At 61.1% G+C, this 19616-nt stretch carries 17 protein-coding genes; 8 read left to right on the top strand and 9 right to left on the bottom strand.

Features of this window, described 5'->3' with window-relative positions; genetic code table 11:
• Positions 1–27 precede the first annotated feature (27 nt).
• The 4 genes from GTP45_RS04175 to GTP45_RS04160 form a co-directional block, all read right to left on the bottom strand.
• Complete coding sequence (locus GTP45_RS04175) at positions 28–3612, bottom strand: M1 family aminopeptidase (RefSeq protein WP_161012592.1); 3585 nt, start codon at positions 3610–3612, stop codon at positions 28–30.
• Between the two features lie 9 nt (positions 3613–3621).
• A complete protein-coding gene (locus GTP45_RS04170; RefSeq protein ID WP_161012591.1) occupies positions 3622–4515 on the bottom strand; it encodes an ABC transporter ATP-binding protein in 894 nt (297 codons plus the stop codon).
• 167 nt (positions 4516–4682) lie between these two features.
• A complete protein-coding gene (locus GTP45_RS04165; RefSeq protein ID WP_161012590.1) occupies positions 4683–5879 on the bottom strand; it encodes an ABC transporter permease in 1197 nt (398 codons plus the stop codon).
• Between the two features lie 3 nt (positions 5880–5882).
• A complete protein-coding gene (locus GTP45_RS04160) occupies positions 5883–6662 on the bottom strand; it encodes an ABC transporter ATP-binding protein (RefSeq protein WP_161012589.1) in 780 nt (259 codons plus the stop codon).
• A 111-nt stretch (positions 6663–6773) separates the two neighbouring features.
• Here GTP45_RS04160 and GTP45_RS04155 point away from each other — a divergent pair, with 111 nt between their 5' ends.
• A complete protein-coding gene (locus tag GTP45_RS04155; RefSeq protein ID WP_161012588.1) occupies positions 6774–7208 on the top strand; it encodes a hypothetical protein in 435 nt (144 codons plus the stop codon).
• A 35-nt stretch (positions 7209–7243) separates the two neighbouring features.
• Positions 7244–7885, top strand: coding sequence for a 2-polyprenyl-3-methyl-6-methoxy-1,4-benzoquinone monooxygenase (gene coq7, locus GTP45_RS04150; RefSeq protein WP_161012587.1), 642 nt, complete (start codon positions 7244–7246; stop codon positions 7883–7885).
• Here coq7 and GTP45_RS04145 read toward each other — a convergent pair.
• Positions 7882–8304, bottom strand: a complete 423-nt coding sequence (locus GTP45_RS04145) for an OsmC family protein (RefSeq protein WP_161012586.1) — start codon at positions 8302–8304, stop codon at positions 7882–7884. The genes coq7 and GTP45_RS04145 overlap by 4 nt on opposite strands.
• A gap of 224 nt (positions 8305–8528) precedes the next feature.
• On the opposite strand from GTP45_RS04145, the gene rplM reads away from it, so the two are divergent.
• The 5 genes from rplM to GTP45_RS04120 all read left to right on the top strand — a co-directional run bounded on the left by rplM (position 8529) and on the right by GTP45_RS04120 (position 12101).
• On the top strand, positions 8529–8957 hold the full coding sequence (gene rplM, locus GTP45_RS04140) for a 50S ribosomal protein L13 (RefSeq protein WP_056157909.1): 429 nt from the start codon (positions 8529–8531) through the stop codon (positions 8955–8957).
• Positions 8958–8966: 9 nt separating this feature from the next.
• Complete coding sequence (rpsI, locus tag GTP45_RS04135; protein ID WP_092279325.1) at positions 8967–9359, top strand: 30S ribosomal protein S9; 393 nt, start codon at positions 8967–8969, stop codon at positions 9357–9359.
• A gap of 170 nt (positions 9360–9529) precedes the next feature.
• Positions 9530–10567, top strand: a complete 1038-nt coding sequence (gene argC, locus GTP45_RS04130) for an N-acetyl-gamma-glutamyl-phosphate reductase (protein ID WP_161012585.1) — start codon at positions 9530–9532, stop codon at positions 10565–10567.
• An 85-nt stretch (positions 10568–10652) separates the two neighbouring features.
• Positions 10653–11003 (top strand): iron-sulfur cluster insertion protein ErpA, encoded by a 351-nt coding sequence (gene erpA, locus GTP45_RS04125; protein WP_092279321.1) that lies wholly within the window; start codon positions 10653–10655, stop codon positions 11001–11003.
• Positions 11004–11099: 96 nt separating this feature from the next.
• Entirely contained in the window at positions 11100–12101 is a 1002-nt protein-coding gene (locus GTP45_RS04120) for a DUF4351 domain-containing protein (RefSeq protein WP_161012584.1), read from the top strand.
• Positions 12102–12118: 17 nt separating this feature from the next.
• Here GTP45_RS04120 and GTP45_RS04115 read toward each other — a convergent pair whose 3' ends face one another.
• Positions 12119–13240: an FAD-dependent oxidoreductase gene (locus tag GTP45_RS04115; RefSeq protein ID WP_161012583.1), complete on the bottom strand. Its 1122-nt coding sequence runs from the start codon at positions 13238–13240 to the stop codon at positions 12119–12121.
• Positions 13241–13312: 72 nt separating this feature from the next.
• On the opposite strand from GTP45_RS04115, the gene GTP45_RS04110 reads away from it, so the two are divergent.
• Complete coding sequence (locus GTP45_RS04110; protein WP_161012582.1) at positions 13313–13975, top strand: TetR/AcrR family transcriptional regulator; 663 nt, start codon at positions 13313–13315, stop codon at positions 13973–13975.
• On the opposite strand, the gene GTP45_RS04105 is transcribed toward GTP45_RS04110, so the two are convergent.
• The 3 genes from GTP45_RS04105 to GTP45_RS04095 are packed head-to-tail and all read right to left on the bottom strand — an operon-like array spanning position 13972 to position 19491.
• A complete protein-coding gene (locus GTP45_RS04105; RefSeq protein WP_161012581.1) occupies positions 13972–15069 on the bottom strand; it encodes an anhydro-N-acetylmuramic acid kinase in 1098 nt (365 codons plus the stop codon). The genes GTP45_RS04110 and GTP45_RS04105 overlap by 4 nt on opposite strands.
• A gap of 31 nt (positions 15070–15100) precedes the next feature.
• Positions 15101–18058, bottom strand: coding sequence for a sensor histidine kinase (locus tag GTP45_RS04100; protein WP_161012580.1), 2958 nt, complete (start codon positions 18056–18058; stop codon positions 15101–15103).
• A gap of 41 nt (positions 18059–18099) precedes the next feature.
• Positions 18100–19491: a M23 family metallopeptidase gene (locus GTP45_RS04095; RefSeq protein WP_161012579.1), complete on the bottom strand. Its 1392-nt coding sequence runs from the start codon at positions 19489–19491 to the stop codon at positions 18100–18102.
• Positions 19492–19616: the final 125 nt, after the last annotated feature.

Raw genomic sequence — 19616 nt, 5'->3', positions numbered from 1 at the left:
AATCAAAGGGGCCGATGGCCCCTTTTTTTATTGCGCTTGCAGTTCCACGTTAATCATATTGTCATCCGGCTTGCGGTCGATCAGTTTGTTGTCTGGATCGATGCCGGCTTTGGCCGGGCGGCCGTTGACGATGACTGTATAGCGGTTGTCTTTCTGCGCAATCAGCTTGCGTTCGCGTAGCAGGCTGTTGCCGTCTTTGTCGTCGACGCCGATGTCGATCCAGTCTTTCAGCGCCACGTCTTTTTCCTCGCCTTGCTCGCCGGCCCGTACTTTGGCTGCGCTGACCGCGAAGCTCACCTCATAACGCCCATCATTCAGCTTGCGTGCCGTCGCCGAAGTCGCATGGTTTTCGTACAGCACGATGTGGTTGAACAGGTCGTCAATCAGATACGCCTGATCGTCCGGCGTAATCTTGCGCAGCGCATCGACCAGCACCGTTACGCTCGGATACGGGCCGGACTTGCGGCCATACTGGTTCAGAATCTCTTTCAGCGCGCCGTTGATCTTGGCCTCGCCCAGCATGTCCTGCAACTGGTACATCGCCAGGCTGCCCTTGCGGTACTGGATGTAGTTCTGGTTTTCGTTTTCCGCCAGCGGCAGTTCTTTCTTGCGTTCCAGCGCGCGGCCTAGCAGGTACTGATCCAGGTCGTAGTGCAGGAAGCGGCGCATTTTGCTTGCGCCGAAATTTTTCTTCATCACCATCAGCGCCGAGTATTCGGCCAGCGTTTCGCTCAGCACCGTGCCGCCGCGCGTGTCGCCGCCTACTAATTGATGGCCCCACCACTGGTGCGCCACTTCGTGCGCGGTGACGTAGAACGGGTAGTCGAGATCTTTCGGATTCTTGTCGTTGACCTTGGCAATGAAGCCCACCGATTCCGAGTACGGAATGGTGTTCGGATACGACTGCGCAAACTGCGCGTAGCGCGGGAATTCAACGATGCGCACCAGCTTGTGCTGGTACGGCCCGAAGTTCCTGGTGTAGTAATCGAGCGATTCCTTGATGCCCTTGTCCATGCGCTCCAGGTTGTACTCGTGGCCCGGATGGTAGTACAGCTCGATGCCCACGTCCTGCCACCAGTCGCGCTTGACCAGGTAGCGCGCCGACTGCACCGCGTACATATTCAGCATCGGCTGATCCACCTTGTAGTGGAAGTAGCGGCGGCCTTTGCTGGTCCAATCCTTGACCAGCATGCCCGGCGCTATCGCGGTCTGGTCGGCGCTGGTGCCAACCGTGGCGTCAAAGGTGATCCAGTCAGCGTCGTTGCCGGTGAAGTTGTTGGCCAGACCGGCCGGATCGTCGCGCGGCAGCATGCGTTCGCGCGCTACCAGATTGTGCTTCTTGCGGTCGCGCGCATCGCTCAGTTCCCAATCCTGCTGGTAGCCGATGTGCGGCATGATGCCGTTGTTGAAGAAGGTGCCGTTGCCGACCACCGGCGTGTCGCGCCCGAGACCGAAGATGCCCTGCGGCGAGTAGCTGATTTCAAAATCCATCGCCAGCTGTGCGCCGGGCGCCAGCGGCTTGCTCAGCTTGTAGCTGTAGAAGCCAAGGTCGCTATCCTGCAAGCCGTTGCGCACCTCCTGGCTGAAGCGCACGTGGTACTGGGCTACGCTATTGTCCTGCGAGATGATGACGTCGGTGACTGGCAGCGCCGTCTTGTTCTGCAATATGTAGCGGCCCTTGGCGATCAAGGCGCGCTTCTCCGGCCACAGCTCGATGTTGAGCTTGACGTCGGTGATGCGCGGCTGCGGCAGCACGGCGTATTGCTTGTACTTGCGCTCGTAGTCGGCCTTCTCGGTTTCCTTGTGGTAGGCCGATTTGAAGCAGTCGGCCACGTACTGGTTGTAGAACAGCACGCCGCCGGTGCCGGCGAAGATCAGCACGCCCACGGCGATGGTGGCCAGCACCGGCGCCGTCAGCGCGTGGCGCGCCAGTTGCAGGCGCTGGCGCCAGCCGTCATTGGTGCCGCGTGCCCAGAATAGCAAGGACAGCACGATCAGCAACAGCGCTGCGCCGGCCCAGTAAGCCTCGTACCAGCGCTCGCGGATCAGGAAGTGGCCGTAGCCATTCATTGCGGAATAGGTAAAACTCGGCAGGTTGCCGTAGATGAGCATCGGATTGTCCAGCCCGATGCCAGCGGCCGTCACGCTGATGATGTAGTAGACGATCATCGCAAAATAGGCGAGGTAGCGCTGGTTGATGATCACTTGCAGCGCAATCGCCAGTACCGCTGTCAATGCGTAGCCCGGCATCTGCACCAGGAACAGGTGATAGAGGTACAGACCCGGCTCCAACAGGAAGTAGCCTTGGAAGATTTGTACCGCCATGCCGGTCAGCATGACGATCAGCATCAGCAGCGCTTGCAGGCCGATCAGCGCGAACAGTTTGGCCAACAGCGGCAGCCAGCTCGGCACCGGCAGCGCGTCCAGCATTTGCCCCATGTGCGCTTCGCGCTCGCGCCAGATCAGTTCGCCGGCGTAGAAGGTGGTAATCACCATCATGAACAGTGCAAAGGTGTTGCTGACCACTTCCAGCACCTGGTAGGTGACTGGATAGGTGTTGGTGCCCCACATCGAGCCGAGGTCGATGGTGGAGGCGCCCATCATCATCACGCCGGCCAGCACGATGACGAGGAAGTAGATGTTCTTGGTGGTTTCGCGCAGGTTGAGCCAGCTGGAACGCAGCAGCAGCCAGCCCAGGCTGCGTGCCTGGAAGTCCGGCTTTTCTTGCGTGTTGGCGGAGGTCTGCGACAGATGCTGCGGCACCTCGCCTTCGCCGGTGCTGGTGCGTTTGCCGTGGCCGCTATCGCTGGTGGCGATAAAGTGGAAGCGCCAGTAGCCGACCAGCAGGCCTGCCAGCGCGGCGCCGGCCCAGATCACGCGATTCAGCAGGTACACGCCTTCCGGCAGGAACAAGCGGGTATTGCGTTCGATGATGGGCCAGTACTCTGTCAGGCGGATTACGGCGGTGGTGCCGAACGGATCGATCAGGGCGGCGAAGGTCTTGTAGTCGAGGTCGCGCGCCAGGCCCGGCGCCACCATATAGCCGACCAGCATTACCACGCTGGAAATGTAGACCGGCAGCATGCGCCGGGTCAGCGCCGCCAGGATGAAGAACACCGCGCCAAAGATGAAGATGTTGGGCAGGATGACGACCAGGTATGGAATCACATAGGCAATCGGCTCCGCGTGCGCCAGCCGCTCGGGATCGATGCCGGGAATGAAGCTGCCCAGCCACGCGCCGAGCAGAATGCTGGTGAAGATCACCGCCAGCGTCAGGTAGGCGCCGAGGAAGCGGCCAAACATGTACTGGTGTTTCTTAATCGGCGCACTGAAGAAGAAGTGCTGCATGTCGTACTCGAAGTCCTGCTGCACCGAGCGCCCCATCATGGCGGCAATCACGATCACGCCGATCGAGCCGAGGAAGCTGGTGGTGAACATCAGCGAGCGCGGCGAGTCGATCAGCTGGCTGCCGAAGGTCACCGAGGCGCCCTTGAAGAAGCCGCCGGCGGCCGCCATCCACAGCATGGTCAGCGCCAGGAAGCCGAAGAAGTAGACCCAGGTGGACAGCAGCTTGAGGCGCTGGCGCGCTTCAAAGAGGGCGATGGCAAACATGATGCGCCCTTAATCGCAGGTGCCCGCAGCGCGATGGCGGCCGGCGATGGTGGCGAAGTAGACGTCTTCCAGGTCGCCGATGGCTTCCTCGAAACCGTCGCCGGGATCGGTGTCGCTATAGACGTGGATCAGCGTGCGGCCCGACAGCAGGCGCGACGAGATCACCGGGTGGCGCAGCTGGAACGAGGGCAGGTCGGCCTTGTTGATGAAGCGGGCCCAGATCTTGTCGCTAACCTCGTGGATCAGCTCCTGCGTCGGCCCGCACAGCAGCAGGTGGCCCTTGTTGATGATGGCCATGTTGGCGCACAGGTCGGCCACGTCGCTGACGATGTGGGTGGACAGGATCACGGTCTTGTCCTCGCCGATGTCGGACAGCAGGTTGTGGAAGCGCACGCGCTCTTGCGGGTCGAGGCCGGCGGTCGGCTCGTCGACGATGATCAGTTTCGGATCGCCCAGCAGCGCCTGCGCGATGCCGAAGCGCTGGCGCATGCCGCCCGAGAAACCGCCGAGGCGCTGGTGGCGCACCTCGAACAAATTGGTTTGCTGGAGCAGGCCATCGACCACCTCGCGGCGGCGGTTGCGGTTGCTCAGGCCTTTCAGCACGGCGAAGTGGTCGAGCAGTTCGTAGGCGGTTACTTTCGGGTAGACGCCGAAGTCCTGCGGCAGGTAGCCAAGCAGGCGGCGGATTTCATCTTTTTCGTCCAGTACGTCGAGGTCGCCGAAGAACACCGAGCCGGAATCGCATTCTTGCAAAGTTGCCAACGTACGCATCAGCGTCGATTTGCCGGCGCCGTTGGGGCCGAGCAAGCCGAACATCCCGGTCGGGATGGTGAGCGAGATGTTGTCCAGCGCAACGACACCGTTGCTGTAGGTCTTGGACAAGTTGCTGATGCTTAATTCCATGCTAACTCCTGATTCTGCGCGACAAACCACTTTTCACATGATGGCATTGTATTGAATTTGATCCATAGTCGGGGCGCCATTGCGATGGGCCGCACAATGGTGCGCCAGAGTGCAGAATTGGCGGAATAGGCCGGTAGGGGATGGTCATGGTTGAATAGACAACTTATTCAATTCCTGAACAAAACCTGCTCGCGGTTGAACCACCAGCGGCACAGGGCCAGCAGCAGGCCGGCAGTCAGGGTTGTTGACAGTAATATCACGGAGAACATCCGGTAGTCCATCGTTCCTTTGACCAACTCCTTCATCGCCAGCGAGACATTGGTCAGCGGCACCATGGCCCATTTCCAGTTCAGCTCCACGCCCGGCAGTAGCGCCACGAAGGTCGGCAGGATGGTGACCAGGATCAGCGGCGAGATCAGGCCGGCCGCTTCCTTGTAGCTCTTGGCGTAGACCGAGATCGACAGCAGGATGGCGGCAAAGATAGCGGCGGTCGGCGCCAGCATCAGCGCCACCATGGCAAGGTCGAGCACGCCGATGGCGCTGACCATCTGCACCAGGTCGCCGCCGATGTGCGGGCCGAAGAAATGCAGCAGCAGGCCGACACTGACAATCATCAGCAGCGATGAACTGAGGCCTACCGTGAACAGTGTCAGGAACTTGGCCAGCACGATGGCGGTGCGCGAGACCGGCGCCAGCAGCAGGGTTTCCAGCGTGCCGCGCTCCTTCTCGCCGGCGCCGGTGTCGATGGCCGGGTACATCGCCGCCATCAGGCACACCATCAGCAGCACGTAGGGCAGCATGCCGCCGACCACTGCGCCCATCTGCTCGCGCTTGTCGGCGGTGGAGTGGTCTTCCAGCGTGATCGGATCGAGCGCGAAGGCCAGCTGGTGCTTGTTGAGGTTGAGTGCGGACAGGGCGTGCTCGCGTTGTTCGCGGTTCTCGCCGCCGATCACCGACATCACGCGCTTGCGGGTCAGGTCGACGGTGGCGGCGCTGTTGTAATGCAGCTGGATCACGCCTTGCTGCTGCGCTTGCAGTTGTTCGTTGAGGCCGGGCGGAATCACCAGCGCGAACTTGATGCGCTCGGCGGCGATGGCGGGCTTGATCTCGTCGGAGCTGGTCAGCACGATCTCGTGGAAGCCTTTTTCCTTGGCGAAGCGTTCGGCCAGTTGCGGCGCGTGCTGCTTGCCGAAGATGGCGTAAGTCAAATCGGCTTGGCTGGCGCGCTTGAACATGCTGGTGGACAGCAGGCCGAAGCCGGCAAAAATCAGCGGCATGCCGAACACGGGAATGAACACGGTGAAGAAAAAGGTGCGGCGGTCGCGCGCCAGTTCCAGCAATTCCTTGAGGTAGATAGTCCACATGGCTCAGCCTCCGTGATTGATGATGCCGACGAAGGCGTCGTACAAATCGGCGCTGCCGCCGCGCTGGCGCAGCTCGTCCATGCTGCCGTGGAAGGCGGTCTTGCCGTGGTTGATGATGCACACGCGGTCGCACAGTTTTTCCACCTCGTGCAGGTGGTGGGTAGAGAAAATCAGCGGAATGCGCAGCGCCTTGTAGCTGGCGATAAAGTCCAGCAGGATTTTGGCCGACATCACATCGAGACCGGTGGTAGGCTCATCAAGAATGACGATCTGCGGTTCGTGCACCACGGTGCGGGCGATGGCGCATTTCTGCTTCATGCCGGTGGAGAGCTGGTCGGCCCGCTTGTTGCCGAACTCGTGCATTTGCAGCAGCTCGAACAACTCGTCGCAGCGGCGCTTGAGGTAGGCCGGGCTCATGCCGTGCAGGCGGCCGAAGTACTCGATGTTTTCGCGCGCCGTCAGGCGGCCGTACAGGCCGGTTGAACCGGATAAAAAGCCGATGTGCTTGCGCGCGGCGAGGGGATTTTCCAGCAGGTCGATGCCGTTGGCGTGGATGCTGCCGGCGTCGGGCTTGAGGGCGGTGGAGAGCAGTCGCAGGGTAGTAGTCTTGCCGGCCCCGTTGGGGCCGAGCAGGCCGAGCACTTCGCCTGGCGCGCAGCGGAAACTGACGTCGCGCACCGCGTGGAACCAGCCGTTGTGATCGCGCGGGTCGCGTGCCGCAGCGGTTTTGCTGGCGCGCGCAGGCAGGCGAAAGCGCTTGGCCAGGCTCCTTACCTCGATCATCGTGGACGTCCTGTAACGGAAAGTTTCAAGAATAGCATGTGAAAATTCTGGCACGCAAGCTACTGGTTTGAGAAAACTCTTGCTATAGTCGCACAGGGGAGCTTGGTAAAAATGAATGCGCAACTCAAGGAAAAAATACTGGCGGTGATGCAAAGTGGCGTCGACCGCGAAGAGTCCACCGGTTTCTTCCGTGTGGCGCTGGGTTTGTATTACCTGTCCGGGCTGATGACCAAGGAAACGCTGGACTTCAAACAGCTGGACCGCGATTTCAACCGTTTCATCTATCACAGCATCGGCAAAGGCCACAGCATTACCAGCATCTTGCAGTACATGAGCGGCGAGAAAGTGGTGCGGGTGGTTGAATCCAAGCGCTTTTTGAAAGCCTTTGCCGAGCATTGCGTCGAGGTGCCGGTGGAGAACATCCCGTTCCTGCTGGGCTTGAATCTGGGCGTGGCAAAAGACATCTCCAAGATCGATGTGCGCGGCCCGGTGGCCGATTACATCGAACGCCAGCGCCAACTACGCGAAGAGGCCGACGCAAGTTAAAATGTGGTTTTCCAACTGAAGACACGAGCTTGCACATGGCCGCACATCATCACACTCCATTGGACCGATTCATTGCCGGCGCCGACAAGGCGCTGCGCGTGGTAACTGGCGTCGCCTCGGCTTCCCGACCGACGCCGGCCGCGCACGCGGCCGATGCGGAGATGAGCGAAGCGGAGCGCCGCCATGCGGCCGGTCTGATGCGCGTGAATCACGTGGGCGAAGTATGCGCGCAAGCCTTGTACAACGCCCAGGCGCGCTTTGCCCGCACGCCGGAAATCCGCGAGCAGTTCGAGCATTCGAGCCGCGAGGAAGAAGATCATCTGGCGTGGACTGCGCAGCGCCTGGGCGAGTTGAACTCGCACATCAGTGTGCTGAATCCGCTGTTCTATGCTGGCGCTTACGCGCTGGGCACGGTGGCCGCCGTGCTGGGCGATGCCCGCAGCCTTGGCTTCGTGGTGGAAACCGAGCGCCAAGTGGAAGCGCACCTGGAAAGCCACCTCGATCGCCTGCCGCCGCAAGACGCCAAGTCGCGCGCCATCGTCGACCAAATGCGCATCGATGAAATTGAACACGGCGCCGCCGCCCAGCGCCTCGGCGCCGCCAACGTGCCAGCGCCGGTACAGCAAGTGATGTCGGTCATGGGCAAGGTCATGACCAGCACTGCTTACTACGTTTAAGCTTCGACGATCTCGAACGAGTGGGTGATCTCGGCGGTTTTGCCGAGCATGATTGATGCCGAGCAGTATTTGTCGTGCGACAGGGTAATCGCGCGTTCCACCGCTTCCGGTTTCAGGCCTTTGCCGGTCACCACGAAGTGGAAATTAATCTTGGTGAAGACTTTCGGCTCCGTGTCAGCGCGCTCGGCTTTGAGCGTGCATTCGCAGCCGCGGATGTCGGCGCGGCCTTTTTTCAGGATCAAGACCACGTCGTAAGCGGTGCAGCCGCCGGTGCCCAGCAACACCATTTCCATTGGACGCGCCGCCAGGTTGTGGCCGCCGCCTTCCGGGGCGCCGTCCATGTTGACCAAGTGGCCGGAGCCGGTCTGGGCCAGGAAACTCATGCCCGATGGGCCGTTCCAGCTAACTTTGCATTCCATTGCATTCTCCGTGATAAGAAACTTTGTCCACATTGTAATAGACCGCGCCGGGCCTGTGTTTCTGCGGCCTGAACGCTATATCGGGCTTGACTTGGCAGCCTTCAAGCGGTTATGATTGTCGGCTTTCCATTCGCTCAGGAAAGTAAATAAAAAGGCCGAGTCCGCTGAAGTTGCTAGCGGAACCACCATTTGAGCGGTAATTTCTATATACAGAAAGTCATCACATGAAAACTTTTTCCGCTAAAGGACATGAAGTCCAGCGCGACTGGTTCGTGATTGACGCGACGGACAAAGTCCTCGGACGTGTTGCCAGCGAAGTGGCACTCCGACTGCGCGGCAAGCACAAGCCTGAGTTCACCCCTCACGTCGATACCGGCGATTTCATCGTCATCATCAACGCAGGCAAACTGCGCGTGACCGGTACCAAAGCAACCGAGAAGACCTACTACCGTCACTCGGGCTACCCAGGTGGCATCTACGAGACCAACTTCCTGAAAATGCAACAGCGTTTCCCAGGTCGTGCTCTGGAGAAGGCCGTTAAGGGCATGCTGCCAAAAGGCCCACTGGGCTACGCAATGATCAAGAAGCTGAAAGTGTACGCCGAAGGTTCGCACCCGCACGCTGCTCAGCAACCTAAAGCACTCGAAATCTAAGGAACTGACATGATCGGTAACTACAATTACGGCACCGGCCGTCGCAAGAGTGCAGTAGCTCGTGTGTTCATCAAAGCTGGCACCGGCCAGATCATCGTTAACGGCAAGCCAGCGTCGGAATACTTCTCGCGCGAAACCGGCCTGATGGTGATTCGTCAACCACTGGAACTGACCGGCAACGTTGAACGTTTCGACATCAAAGTCAACGTACACGGCGGCGGCGAGTCCGGCCAAGCTGGTGCAGTTCGTCACGGCATCACCCGCGCTCTGATCGATTACGATTCGGGCCTGAAAGGTGACCTGGCACGCGCTGGCTTCGTAACCCGCGATGCACGTGAAGTTGAACGTAAAAAAGTTGGTCTGCGCAAAGCACGTCGCGCAAAACAATTCTCGAAGCGTTAATTTTTACGCTCTGGTGCGCTGCTTGCGGCGCACTGCCAAAAAAGCCGCCGGCCTTGGGTCGGGCGGCTTTTTTTCCATCTGGCTACGCATAGTCTGGCGTAATACGCCGGTAGCCATTGCCTGATAAAATGGCACCCATTTCTCCACGCACCTCACCTCAAGGAAAGAACATGATCAAAGTTGGCATCGTCGGCGGCACCGGATACACCGGGGTAGAACTGCTGCGTTTGTTGGCAGTCCACCCGGATGTGGAACTGACGGCAATCACCTCGCGCAAAGAGGACGGCTTGCCAGTTGCTGATATGTTCCCTTCGCTGCGCGGCCGCGTGAACATCGCTTTCTCGTCGCCGGATAAGGCCGACCTGACTAAATGCGACGTGGTGTTCTTCGCCACCCCGCACGGCGTCGCCATGGCGCAAGCGCCTGAACTGCTGAAAGCCGGCGTCAAAGTCATCGACCTGGCCGCCGACTTCCGCATCAAGGACAAGGCTGTCTTTGAAAAATGGTACAAGATCGACCACACCTGCCCGGAATTGCTGGAAGAAGCGGCCTACGGTTTGGCCGAACTGAACCGCGACAGCATCAAGAACGCGCGCCTGGTTGCCAACCCTGGCTGCTACCCAACCACCATGCAGCTGGGCTACTACCCGCTGCTGAAAGCCGGCATCGTCGACGCCGGTTCGCTGATCGCCGACTGCAAGTCGGGCGTGTCGGGCGCCGGCCGCAAGGCGGAAATCGGCACCCTGTTCTCGGAAGCGTCGGACAACTTCAAGGCCTACGGCGTGGCTGGCCACCGCCACACCCCGGAAACCTCGGCCCAGCTGCAAAAGTTCACCGCTGACAAGGTCGGCCTGATCTTCACTCCGCATCTGGTGCCAATGATCCGCGGCATGCACTCGACCCTGTACGCGCGCCTGACCAAAGAGATCAGCAACGAAGACTTGCAGAAGCTGTTTGAAGACCAATATAAGGACAGCGCCTTCGTTGATGTGATGCCGTTTGGCTCGCACCCGGAAACCCGTTCGACCCGTGGCTCCAACATGCTGCGTCTGGCGCTGCACCGCCCGGACAACGGCAACACCGTGATCGTACTGGTGGTGCAGGACAACCTGGTCAAAGGCGCATCGGGCCAAGCGGTGCAATGTATGAACCTGATGTTCGGTCTGGAAGAAACCACCGGCCTGACGCAAATCGCCCTGTTGCCGTAAAACCCGCTGTTTTTGCGGGGTGCGGAGCATAAATCACACCAAGGGTCTATAATGGCCCTTAATTGTTTTCTCGTAGGAGTTAGAAATGAATGCTGTTGCCGAAATGCCAGCACCTATCGTCTTCACCGATAGCGCTGCTGAAAAGGTCGCCCAACTGATCGAAGAGGAAGGCAATCCCGACCTGAAACTGCGCGTATTCGTGCAGGGCGGCGGCTGCTCCGGCTTCCAGTATGGCTTCACTTTCGACGAAATCGTCAATGAAGACGACACCACCATGGTCAAGAACGGCGTCCAGCTGTTGATCGACTCGATGAGCTACCAGTACCTGGTTGGCGCGGAGATCGACTACAAGGACGATCTGGAAGGCGCCCAGTTCGTGATCAAGAACCCAACCGCGACTTCGACCTGCGGCTGCGGTTCCTCGTTCTCGGTTTAAATTCGGACTTGTCCACAAGGACGGCGGCCTGCGGGCCGCCGTTTTTTATTGCGCCTTGTCAAATGGTGCTGCAGAGTACGGTCATAGACTGGGCTGATGCAGATCCTTGCCCCTCCCGCCCGTTATGATGTTCCCTGGAAGGCTGTATTAACGCACGCGTTCCGCGACTTCATATCGTTCTTTTTTAGTGAGCTATCCCCCAAGGTCGATTGGTCGAAACGCCCGCGTTTTCTTGACAAGGAGCTGGCTGGGATCGGCTTTGGTTCAGCGCCGGACGGTATGGTGGCCGACAAGCTGGTCGAGGTGCGCTTGCGTGATGGCACACTGGGTTTGGTGCTGATCCACGTTGAAGTACAAGCTCAGCATGATGCCTCGCTGGGGCGCCGCGTGTTTGAATACAACTACCGTATTTTCAGGGAGCACAAGCGGCCGGTGGCTAGCCTTGTGCTGTTAGCCGATGAAAATCCGAACTGGCGTCCTAATAGCTTTCATATTGAGACGCTGGGGACGACGATGGGCATCACTTTCCCCGTTGCCAAACTGCTCGATTACGCTGGCCGCGATCAGACCTTGCTCGCCTCGGACAATCCATTTGCCTGGGTGACGCAGGCCCATCTACTTGCACAGCAAGCTCGTCATGACCCGGATGCACTCTACGCAGCCAAGTGGCGCTTGACCAAACAACTGTACCAACATGGCTGGCGCAAAGAGCGCATAATTATTTTGTTCAAAGTGATTAACTGGATGATGGCCTTACCTCTGTCTTACCAGGAGCGCTACTGGAGGGAGACCGTCCAATTGGACAAGGAGCACAACATGGAACTACTCAATCCATTAGAGCAGATGTTCTTCGACAATGGCCTGGAAAAAGGCCTGAAGCAAGGCATGGAAAAAGGTTGGGAAAAAGGTTTGGAAAAGGGCCTGGAGCAGGGGCGTAAGGAGGGGGCTATCGCGTTGTTGGAGCGGCAAATTACGTGGCGTTTTGGCCCGCTATCGAAAACTGCGCGGAAGAAGCTGACCAAGGCTAGCTTGGCTCAACTGGAAGCCTGGAGCGATGCGCTATTCGAAGCGCAATCGTTGAAGCAGGTGCTGGGATAGAAGGTTTGGTGCGCTTTTTATGGCGTGAACATTTTCACGAGGCTGTGCGGAGAGTGATTGCCGTACAGGACTTGGTTGACGTCGTCGGCTTCGGCGGCGGCCTTGGCGCTGCGGGGGAAGAGTTCGCTCTCGTAGGCAGCCAGCGCGGCATCGAGGTTGCCGGGATGGGCGGCGATGGCCTTGGCGAGTTCGGCGCCGTCGTACATGGCGAGGTTGGCGCCATCGCCGGATGGCGCCATCAGGTGCGCGGCGTCGCCGACTAGCGTGACGCCGGGGATACGCGGCCAGCGGTGCTCGTTTGGCAGGGCGTGGATCAGGCGCAGCACCGGTGCAGTATCGCTGTCGGTGATGAGTGCGGTCAGCGCCGGCGACCAGTTTTCAAATTCTGCGGCGATGCGTGCCTTGGCGGCGGGGGCGTCGTTGAAGTCGATCTTGGTAAGCCATTCTTCCGACCGGCTGAGCGCGATGTAGGCATGGACTACACCGTTGGGCTCGCGGTGCGACAGGATGCCTTGCCCCGGCGCCAGCGCGAACATGGAGCCGCCGCCTGCCGCAGCGGCGCTGGCTGGATGGCGCTGGTCAGCGTCGTGCAGCCATGCTTCGATCAGCGCGGTGCCGGTGTAGACCGGCTTGGCGTCGGACAGCAGCGGGCGCACGCGCGACCACGCGCCGTCCGCGCCCACCAGCAAGCCGCAGATGACAGTTGAGCCGTCGGCAAAGTGCAGTTGGTGCTGACCGCTGCCTAGCGGAGTCACCTGCGTCAGCTTGCGGCCCCATTGCACAGTGCTTTCCGGCAGCGACTCCAACAGGATGCGGCGCAGGTCGCCACGCTGGACTTCGGGACGGCCACCGGTGCCGTCGTCGTGCTGCTCGAACAGCACGTTGGCCTCGCGATCCAGCACGCGCGTGGCTTGGCCGCCGTGCTGGATCAGCGCGGTAAATTCTTCAACCAAGCCGGCGTCCTTGAGCGCGAGCTGGCCATTGAAATCATGGATGTCGAGCAGGCCGCCTTGTGTGCGGGCCGCAGCCGAGGCTTCGCCCTCGTAGACGGTGGCGGCAATGCCATGGACGTGCAGGACGCGGGCCAGCATCAATCCACCGAGCCCAGCGCCGATAATAGAAATTGGTGTGTTTTTCATAATTCATCGATAATGGAACGTTGTTCCATTTGGATTTTGCGGCAATGGCGCAGGTATGTCAACATAGCGGCCATGATGAAAAACACACCGCGCCGCGAGGATGGCCTGTCCCGCGAGCGCATTATTGAAGAGTCGATTGCGCTGCTGGACAGCAGTGGCGAGAGCGGTCTCACGTTCCGCGCCTTGGCTGAGCGGCTGGCGACGGGAGCAGGGGCAATCTACTGGCACGTCGCCAACAAGGGTGATTTGCTGACAGCCGCTTGTGATGCGATTGTCGCCCGCACGCTGCTTGCCGCACCGGTGGCGGACGCCGCGCCGCAGGAAGTGATTCGCGCGCTGGCGCTGGGATTGTTTGATGCGATTGATGCGCATCCATGGGTGGGCCCGGCGCTCACGCGCGCGCCGCTGCAGATGCCGATGGTGCGCATCCTTGAACGGCTAGGCCAACAGGTGAGGGCGATGGGCGTGGCGGAGGCGGGGCAGTTTGCTGCGGCGTCGGCGCTGTTGAGCTACATCGTCGGCGTCAGCGTGCAGAACGCGGCCAATGCCCAGATGGGCCGTGCGCTAGGCGGCGACCGGACTGCGATATTGGGCGAGGTGGCCTCTGCGTGGTCGGCGCTGGATGCGGACGAGTATCCGTTCACGCGCAGCATCGCCGCGCAGTTTCCCCAGCATGATGACCGCGCCGATTTCCTGGCGGGGATAGAGCTGATCCTGCGCGGGATTGCGCGTTAGCGCGGGTAGAGCGCACCCAGCACGCGCTCACCCTGCGCGCCGGTGACGGCCGGCAGATTGCCCGCCAGCCGCTCGCTGAATCGGTAGCCGAGCCATGCAAAGGCCAGCGCTTCGACGCGATTGGGCGCAACGCCCAGTGCTTGCGTGGACGCCACCAGTACCTGCTTGCCCAGCTCTGTGCCGAGCGCATCCATCAGCACGCTGTTGTAGGCGCCGCCGCCGCAGATGTAGACAGCATCTGCACCGCCGCCATAGGCCTTGATCGCATCGGCCAGCGTGACGGCGGTGTACTGCGTCAAGGTGCGCTGCACATCTTCCGGCGCGGCCGGGCGATGCACGGCCAGACGCGCATCCAGCCAATCGAGATGGAACAAATCGCGGCCCGTGCTTTTCGGTGCAGGCAGCGCGAGGTAAGGCTCCTTCAGTAACTCAGCCAGCAAATCAGGAATGACCTTGCCGCTAGCCGCCCAAGCGCCATCCGCATCGTATTCCTGCCGGCGATGGCGCGCGATCCAGCCATCCATCAACACATTGCCCGGCCCCGTATCGAAACCAGCCACGCGCCCATCGCGGCTCAGCACGCTGATGTTGGAGATGCCGCCGATATTCGCCACTACGCGCGCCTGTCCCTGCTTGCTAAACAAGGCCTGATGGAAAGCCGGCACCAATGGCGCACCTTGCCCGCCAGCGGCGATATCGCGGCTGCGGAAATCTGCAATCACATCGATTCCGCACAACTCGGCCAGCAAGGCAGGATTGTTGGTCTGGCGCGTGAAGCCTAGCTCGGGACGATGGCGTATGGTCTGCCCATGCACCGCCACCGCGCGCACATCCTGGGCCTGCTTGCCGGACTCGCGCAGCAATTCAGCCACACACTGAGCGTAATACTGCGCCAACTGATTCGCGGCCAGCGCCTCGCGCTCAATCTCATTCGCACCGCTAGCCTGCAACGCCATCAACTCCGCCCGCAGCGATGGCGGGAACGCAATGTAAGCGGCCTCCAGCGTAGTGATCGCCTCGCCATTAAACTGCGCCAGCGCACCATCCACACCATCCAAGCTGGTGCCCGACATTAAACCGATATACAAAGCCATAGCGTCTCCCGAGTGAACGCCTGATTATAGTTCAGTAGGCCTTCTTGGCTGGGACGGTTACTGTGACGATGGTGCCTTCGCCGGCTTCGCTGGCGATCGTCAGCGTGGCGCCGATGAGGTTGGCGCGCTCGCGCATGCCTTGTAGGCCCCAGTGGCCGGGACGGCAGCCCGAGGCCATGACTGACTCGTCCAAGCCGCAGCCGTTGTCGCGGATGTGCATGGCGAAGGCGCTGCTGCTGTAGCCGATCTCCAGCGTGATGCGGCTGGCGTCGGCGTAGCGCGAGGCGTTGAACAGCGCTTCGCGGGCGATGGCATAAATTTCGTCGTGCACATCCGCGCGCAATTGCCGCGCCGTGCCGCTGACCTTGATTTCGAACAGGTGCGCGCGGTGCTCGGCCAAGCCTTTGCCGAATTGCTCCAGCGTCAGCGCCAATACCTCGGGCGACGAGCAGGCGCGCAAGTCCATGATTTGGTCGCGGCCCTCCACCAGCAATTGCTCGGCCAGATTCAAGGTTTGATCCAGCCGAATGCGCTCTTGCGTGCCTTCCTTCAAGTGCCGGCTGTGCGCATCGAACGATAGCAGCAGCGACTGCATGCTTTGCAGCAGCGTATCGTGCAGGGTACGGGCGATGCGGGTGCGCTCGGCCAGGCGTTCATGCAAGCGCTCTTGCAGGCGCTGCGTCAGGTAGCGGATGCGCAGCGCATAGGCCGCGTATAACAGCAGCAGGCTCAGCGCCACCAGCAATACCTTGAACCACGCGCTCTGTACAAAGGTCGGTGGAATGTCGATCTCCAGCACCGCGCCCTTGTCGTTCCAGACATTGTCTTCGTTGGAGGCGATTACTTCAAAGCGATACTTGCCCGGCGCTAAGTTGGTGTAGTAGGCCTGGCGCCGCCCGACCGGCTCTTGCCAGGCGCGGTCGAAGCCCACCAGCCGGTAGCGCAGGCGCACGCGCTCCGGCAGCGACAGGCCCAGCGCGGTAAAGTCGATCTGGATATCGCGCGTGCCTTGCGGCAGCGCCATGACGTCGCCGTGCGGGATAGCCTGGCGTACGCCGTCCGCCAGCAAGCCGACCACCTCCACCGGCGGCGGCAGCGGGTTGCGCAGGATGTTGGCCGGATCGATGGTGCCAATGCCGCCCGTGGTGGCGTACCACAGCAAGCCGTCGCGCGAACGCTTTAGCGACGGCACCGGGCGCAGCTGCGGCGCGTGGCCCTGCATGCCATCTTGCGCATCGAAGCGCTCAAACGCCACGCTGCCGCGCTCGTCCTTGAGCCACTTGGCAAGATCGGCGGCGGCAAGGCGATACAAGCCCTCGGCGCCGTTGATCCACAGGTCGCCGCCGGGAATGTGGACGATGCCGGAGGCGCCGCGAAACGCTTCGTTGTTGGTGCCGAGCAAGGTGGTAAAGCGGCCGTTGCGATACAGCGCCACGCCGTTCTCGCCGCCGACCCACATGGTTTGATCTTCCACTTGCAGCGACAAGATGGTACCGAGTTGCAGGCCTTGCGCCGGCCCCAGCACGCGCACGCTGCTATCGCCGACCACGGTGATCTGGCTGCGCAGGTGGCCCAGCCACAAATCGCCCGCGTGGTCGAGCGTCATGGTGGTGGTCAGTAGCTCGGACAAGCCTTGCCGTCCGCCGGATTTAACCCACTGCCCGTCGCTCAACTGGTAGACGCCCTTGCCGGCCGAGAAGGATGCCCACAGGCGCCCGTGGCGATCCTGCTGCAGCGCATGCACGCGCAGATTTTTCACTGCGTTCGGGAACGGCGCGTAGATGATGCTGCCATCGCGGTCAAGCCGCCGCACGCCATCGAGGTTGCCTAGCCATACCGCGCCGTCGGGGGCGGTGTAGCTGGCGGTCAGCGCTCCCTCTGCCTGGCGGCGCAGGCGGCCGTCCGGGCTAAAGCTCCACAAGTCGGCCGTGCCGTAGTCGCCGACCCACATCTCGCCGTCCGGGCCGCCCACCAGCGCCGGGTATTCCAGCTGCTTGACCACCGGCGTGGTGTGCAGGCGATTGCGGCGCAAGCGGTCGACGCCGCGCGAGGTGCCGATCCATAAATTACCCTCGCGGTCTTCAAAGGTGGCGCCCAGCATCGGGCCGCTGAGGCGCTCGGACTTGGAGACGTGCTGGTCGCCACCGCCGCCCGGCAACTTGCGTTCTATGCTGTAGGAGTGGGTGACCCACATGGTGCTGCGGCGATCCCAGCGCACGGCGTCGCCTTCGAACTCGGGCTGGATGGTGACGCCGGCGGCCGGTTCGGTCACGCGCACCTTGTAGTTGTTGTGCTTGAAATCGTTGGCCCAGATCGTGCCGTCCGGCGCTTCATTGAGTGCCACCAGCGCCGTGTCGCGCGGCCATGCCTGCGTGAAGCGGCTGTCGCCGCGCTTGCGGAAGAACGCGCCGATGTTGGTGCCGATCCACGTCGTGCCATCGCGCGCGAACAGCACTTGGAATACGCCCAGCGCCGGCACGCCGGCGTCAGCCGGCAAGTACTGGAAGCGCTGGCCGCCTTTCGGCAGGATCGCCAAGCCGTCGCGCATGGCCGCCCATACCGCGCCGTCCGGCGCGACTTCAATATGCATGACGCCGACCGGTTGCAAGCCGTCCGCTTCCACGTAGGTATGCGCGCCATCCTTGCGGAACACCGAAACCCCGCCGACGCGATAGCCGACCCACACCGCACCATCGGGCGCTATGGTCAGCGCCATGATGTTGCTGGACGCGAGTGGCTGGCCGTAGACCGTGGTAACGCGCTCGAAGTGCACGCCGTCAAAGCGATACAAGCCGGTCGGCGTGGCGATCCACAGCCAGCCATCGGCGCCTTGCGCGAACTTGGTGGCGCCGGTAGGCGCGCCGTCCAGTTCAGTCCAGGCGGTGTGGGTGTAATCGGTGAGCAGCGGCCGCGCCTCGGCAGCGTGAACGCAGGGATGCCCGGCAAGCAGGCACAGGAGCAGGGCGTTGAAGGTCGCGCGTAATGTCATCGAGTGAAAAAAAACAGGCCAGTCTGAACTGGCCTGCGATGTTATTTTGCCGCGACGCGGGTGGCGGCGCCACCACCGCCCGCCGGACGCAGCAGCGCGAAGCGGTGCATCATGTCGTTGGCGTAGACCTTGAAGCGGCCCATTTCAGCGGCGGTCAGCGGCGCTTGCGCCTGCACGTTCATCTTGCTTGGATCCTTGGCCTCGCCACCGACGCGGAATTCGTAGTGCAAGTGCGCGCCGGTCGACCAGCCGGTGGTGCCGACATAGCCGATCACATCACCCTGGTTCACCTTCGCGCCTTTTTTCATGCCATTGCCGAAGCGGCTCATGTGGGCATAGGCGGTGGTGTAGTTGTTCCAGTGCTTGATGATGATGAAGTTGCCATAGCCGTTCATGGTGCCGGCAAAGTCGATCACGCCATCGCCCGCTGCGCGGATCGGGGTGCCGGTCGGCGCCGGGAAGTCGATGCCCTTGTGCTGTTTCCACTGGCCCGAAATCGGGTGCACGCGCATCGCGAAGCCGGACGAAATACGCGAGAACTCCACCGGCGATTTCAGGAAGGCTTTCTTCAGCGATTTGCCGTCGAAGCTGTAGTAGCCGCCGCCTTGCTTGCTTTGCGGATCTTCAAACCACACGGACTGGTAAGTGGTGCCCTTGTTGGTGAACTCGCCCGCCAGCACGCGGCCGGCGCGCACAAACTCGCCGTCCTGCCAGAAGGTTTCGTACACCACGTTGAAAGTGTCGCCGCGTTTCAGGTCGCCACGGAAGTCGATGTTGGTCGAGAACATCTCGATGATTTGCTTGACGATGGTGTCCGGCAGCTTGGCGCCGTCTTCGTTGGAGTCGGTGGCCGCGTACAGCGAACCCGAGCGAATGGTACGCGCGTGCATCTCGACGCGGCGCTCCAGCTTGGCTGGTTCGGCGGTGGCGACAAAACCGTCGCCCTTGCGGGTGACTTTGATGTTGGTGACCGGATCGTCCTTGCCATCGACCACGGTGGCGCGCAGCCACTGCAGATTGCCTTCGTCATCGGTCTGCGCTTGCACGCGCTTGCCGGTCTTGAGCTGCATCACGCCTTTTGCGACCTTGTCCTTCTTGATGAAGTTTTCGGCCGCATCGTCGTCCACGCCGAGGCGGGTCAACAGCGTGGCCAGCGTGTCGCCGGCGCGGATTTTCTCTTCGTGGACGAATTGGGCAGTGGAAGACTGCTGTTCCAGCGCGTTGATCTGCGGCGCCAGATCCGGTGCAACCACGGATTCCTGCACAGTTTTCACCGGGAGATCGGACGCATCAGGGGCGAGCGGCGCTACGCCGGCGGCACCAAAAGCACATACTGCGAGAAACAATGCAGACGCGCTGATGATGCGCGCCTTGCGCGTGGAACCTAGCAGACTGAACAAGCGTGAGCTCGTGAATTTATGTATTTGGTTCATGCAATCAGTTAAAATTTGCCGCTTGAACGATTCAGGAACGTTTTATTTCTTCTAATTATGAGTTTTGTTAGTTATCGTACAGCAAGATTGATGGATCGAGGATTATAGCAAACTCCTGAAGCTGC

Source organism: Duganella rivi (assembly GCF_009857435.1).
GTDB lineage: Bacteria > Pseudomonadota > Gammaproteobacteria > Burkholderiales > Burkholderiaceae_D > Rugamonas > Rugamonas rivi.
The sequence above is the reverse complement of the archived record's forward strand: the minus strand, read 5'-3'. Positions and strand labels throughout refer to the sequence as shown.

Excerpts from the sequence above, each read along its gene's own strand:
- erpA (WP_092279321.1), top strand. The coding sequence starts at position 10,653 with ATGAATGCTGTTGCCGAAATGCCAGCACCTATCGTCTTCACCGATAGC.
- GTP45_RS04095 (WP_161012579.1), bottom strand. The coding sequence starts at position 19,491 with ATGAACCAAATACATAAATTCACGAGCTCACGCTTGTTCAGTCTGCTA.
- rplM (WP_056157909.1), top strand. The coding sequence starts at position 8,529 with ATGAAAACTTTTTCCGCTAAAGGACATGAAGTCCAGCGCGACTGGTTC.
- GTP45_RS04100 (WP_161012580.1), bottom strand. The coding sequence starts at position 18,058 with ATGACATTACGCGCGACCTTCAACGCCCTGCTCCTGTGCCTGCTTGCC.
- GTP45_RS04175 (WP_161012592.1), bottom strand. The coding sequence starts at position 3,612 with ATGTTTGCCATCGCCCTCTTTGAAGCGCGCCAGCGCCTCAAGCTGCTG.
- GTP45_RS04120 (WP_161012584.1), top strand. The coding sequence starts at position 11,100 with ATGCAGATCCTTGCCCCTCCCGCCCGTTATGATGTTCCCTGGAAGGCT.
- GTP45_RS04170 (WP_161012591.1), bottom strand. The coding sequence starts at position 4,515 with ATGGAATTAAGCATCAGCAACTTGTCCAAGACCTACAGCAACGGTGTC.
- GTP45_RS04110 (WP_161012582.1), top strand. The coding sequence starts at position 13,313 with ATGATGAAAAACACACCGCGCCGCGAGGATGGCCTGTCCCGCGAGCGC.
- GTP45_RS04165 (WP_161012590.1), bottom strand. The coding sequence starts at position 5,879 with ATGTGGACTATCTACCTCAAGGAATTGCTGGAACTGGCGCGCGACCGC.
- GTP45_RS04155 (WP_161012588.1), top strand. The coding sequence starts at position 6,774 with ATGAATGCGCAACTCAAGGAAAAAATACTGGCGGTGATGCAAAGTGGC.
- coq7 (WP_161012587.1), top strand. The coding sequence starts at position 7,244 with ATGGCCGCACATCATCACACTCCATTGGACCGATTCATTGCCGGCGCC.
- argC (WP_161012585.1), top strand. The coding sequence starts at position 9,530 with ATGATCAAAGTTGGCATCGTCGGCGGCACCGGATACACCGGGGTAGAA.
- GTP45_RS04145 (WP_161012586.1), bottom strand. The coding sequence starts at position 8,304 with ATGGAATGCAAAGTTAGCTGGAACGGCCCATCGGGCATGAGTTTCCTG.
- GTP45_RS04115 (WP_161012583.1), bottom strand. The coding sequence starts at position 13,240 with ATGAAAAACACACCAATTTCTATTATCGGCGCTGGGCTCGGTGGATTG.
- GTP45_RS04160 (WP_161012589.1), bottom strand. The coding sequence starts at position 6,662 with ATGATCGAGGTAAGGAGCCTGGCCAAGCGCTTTCGCCTGCCTGCGCGC.
- GTP45_RS04105 (WP_161012581.1), bottom strand. The coding sequence starts at position 15,069 with ATGGCTTTGTATATCGGTTTAATGTCGGGCACCAGCTTGGATGGTGTG.
- rpsI (WP_092279325.1), top strand. The coding sequence starts at position 8,967 with ATGATCGGTAACTACAATTACGGCACCGGCCGTCGCAAGAGTGCAGTA.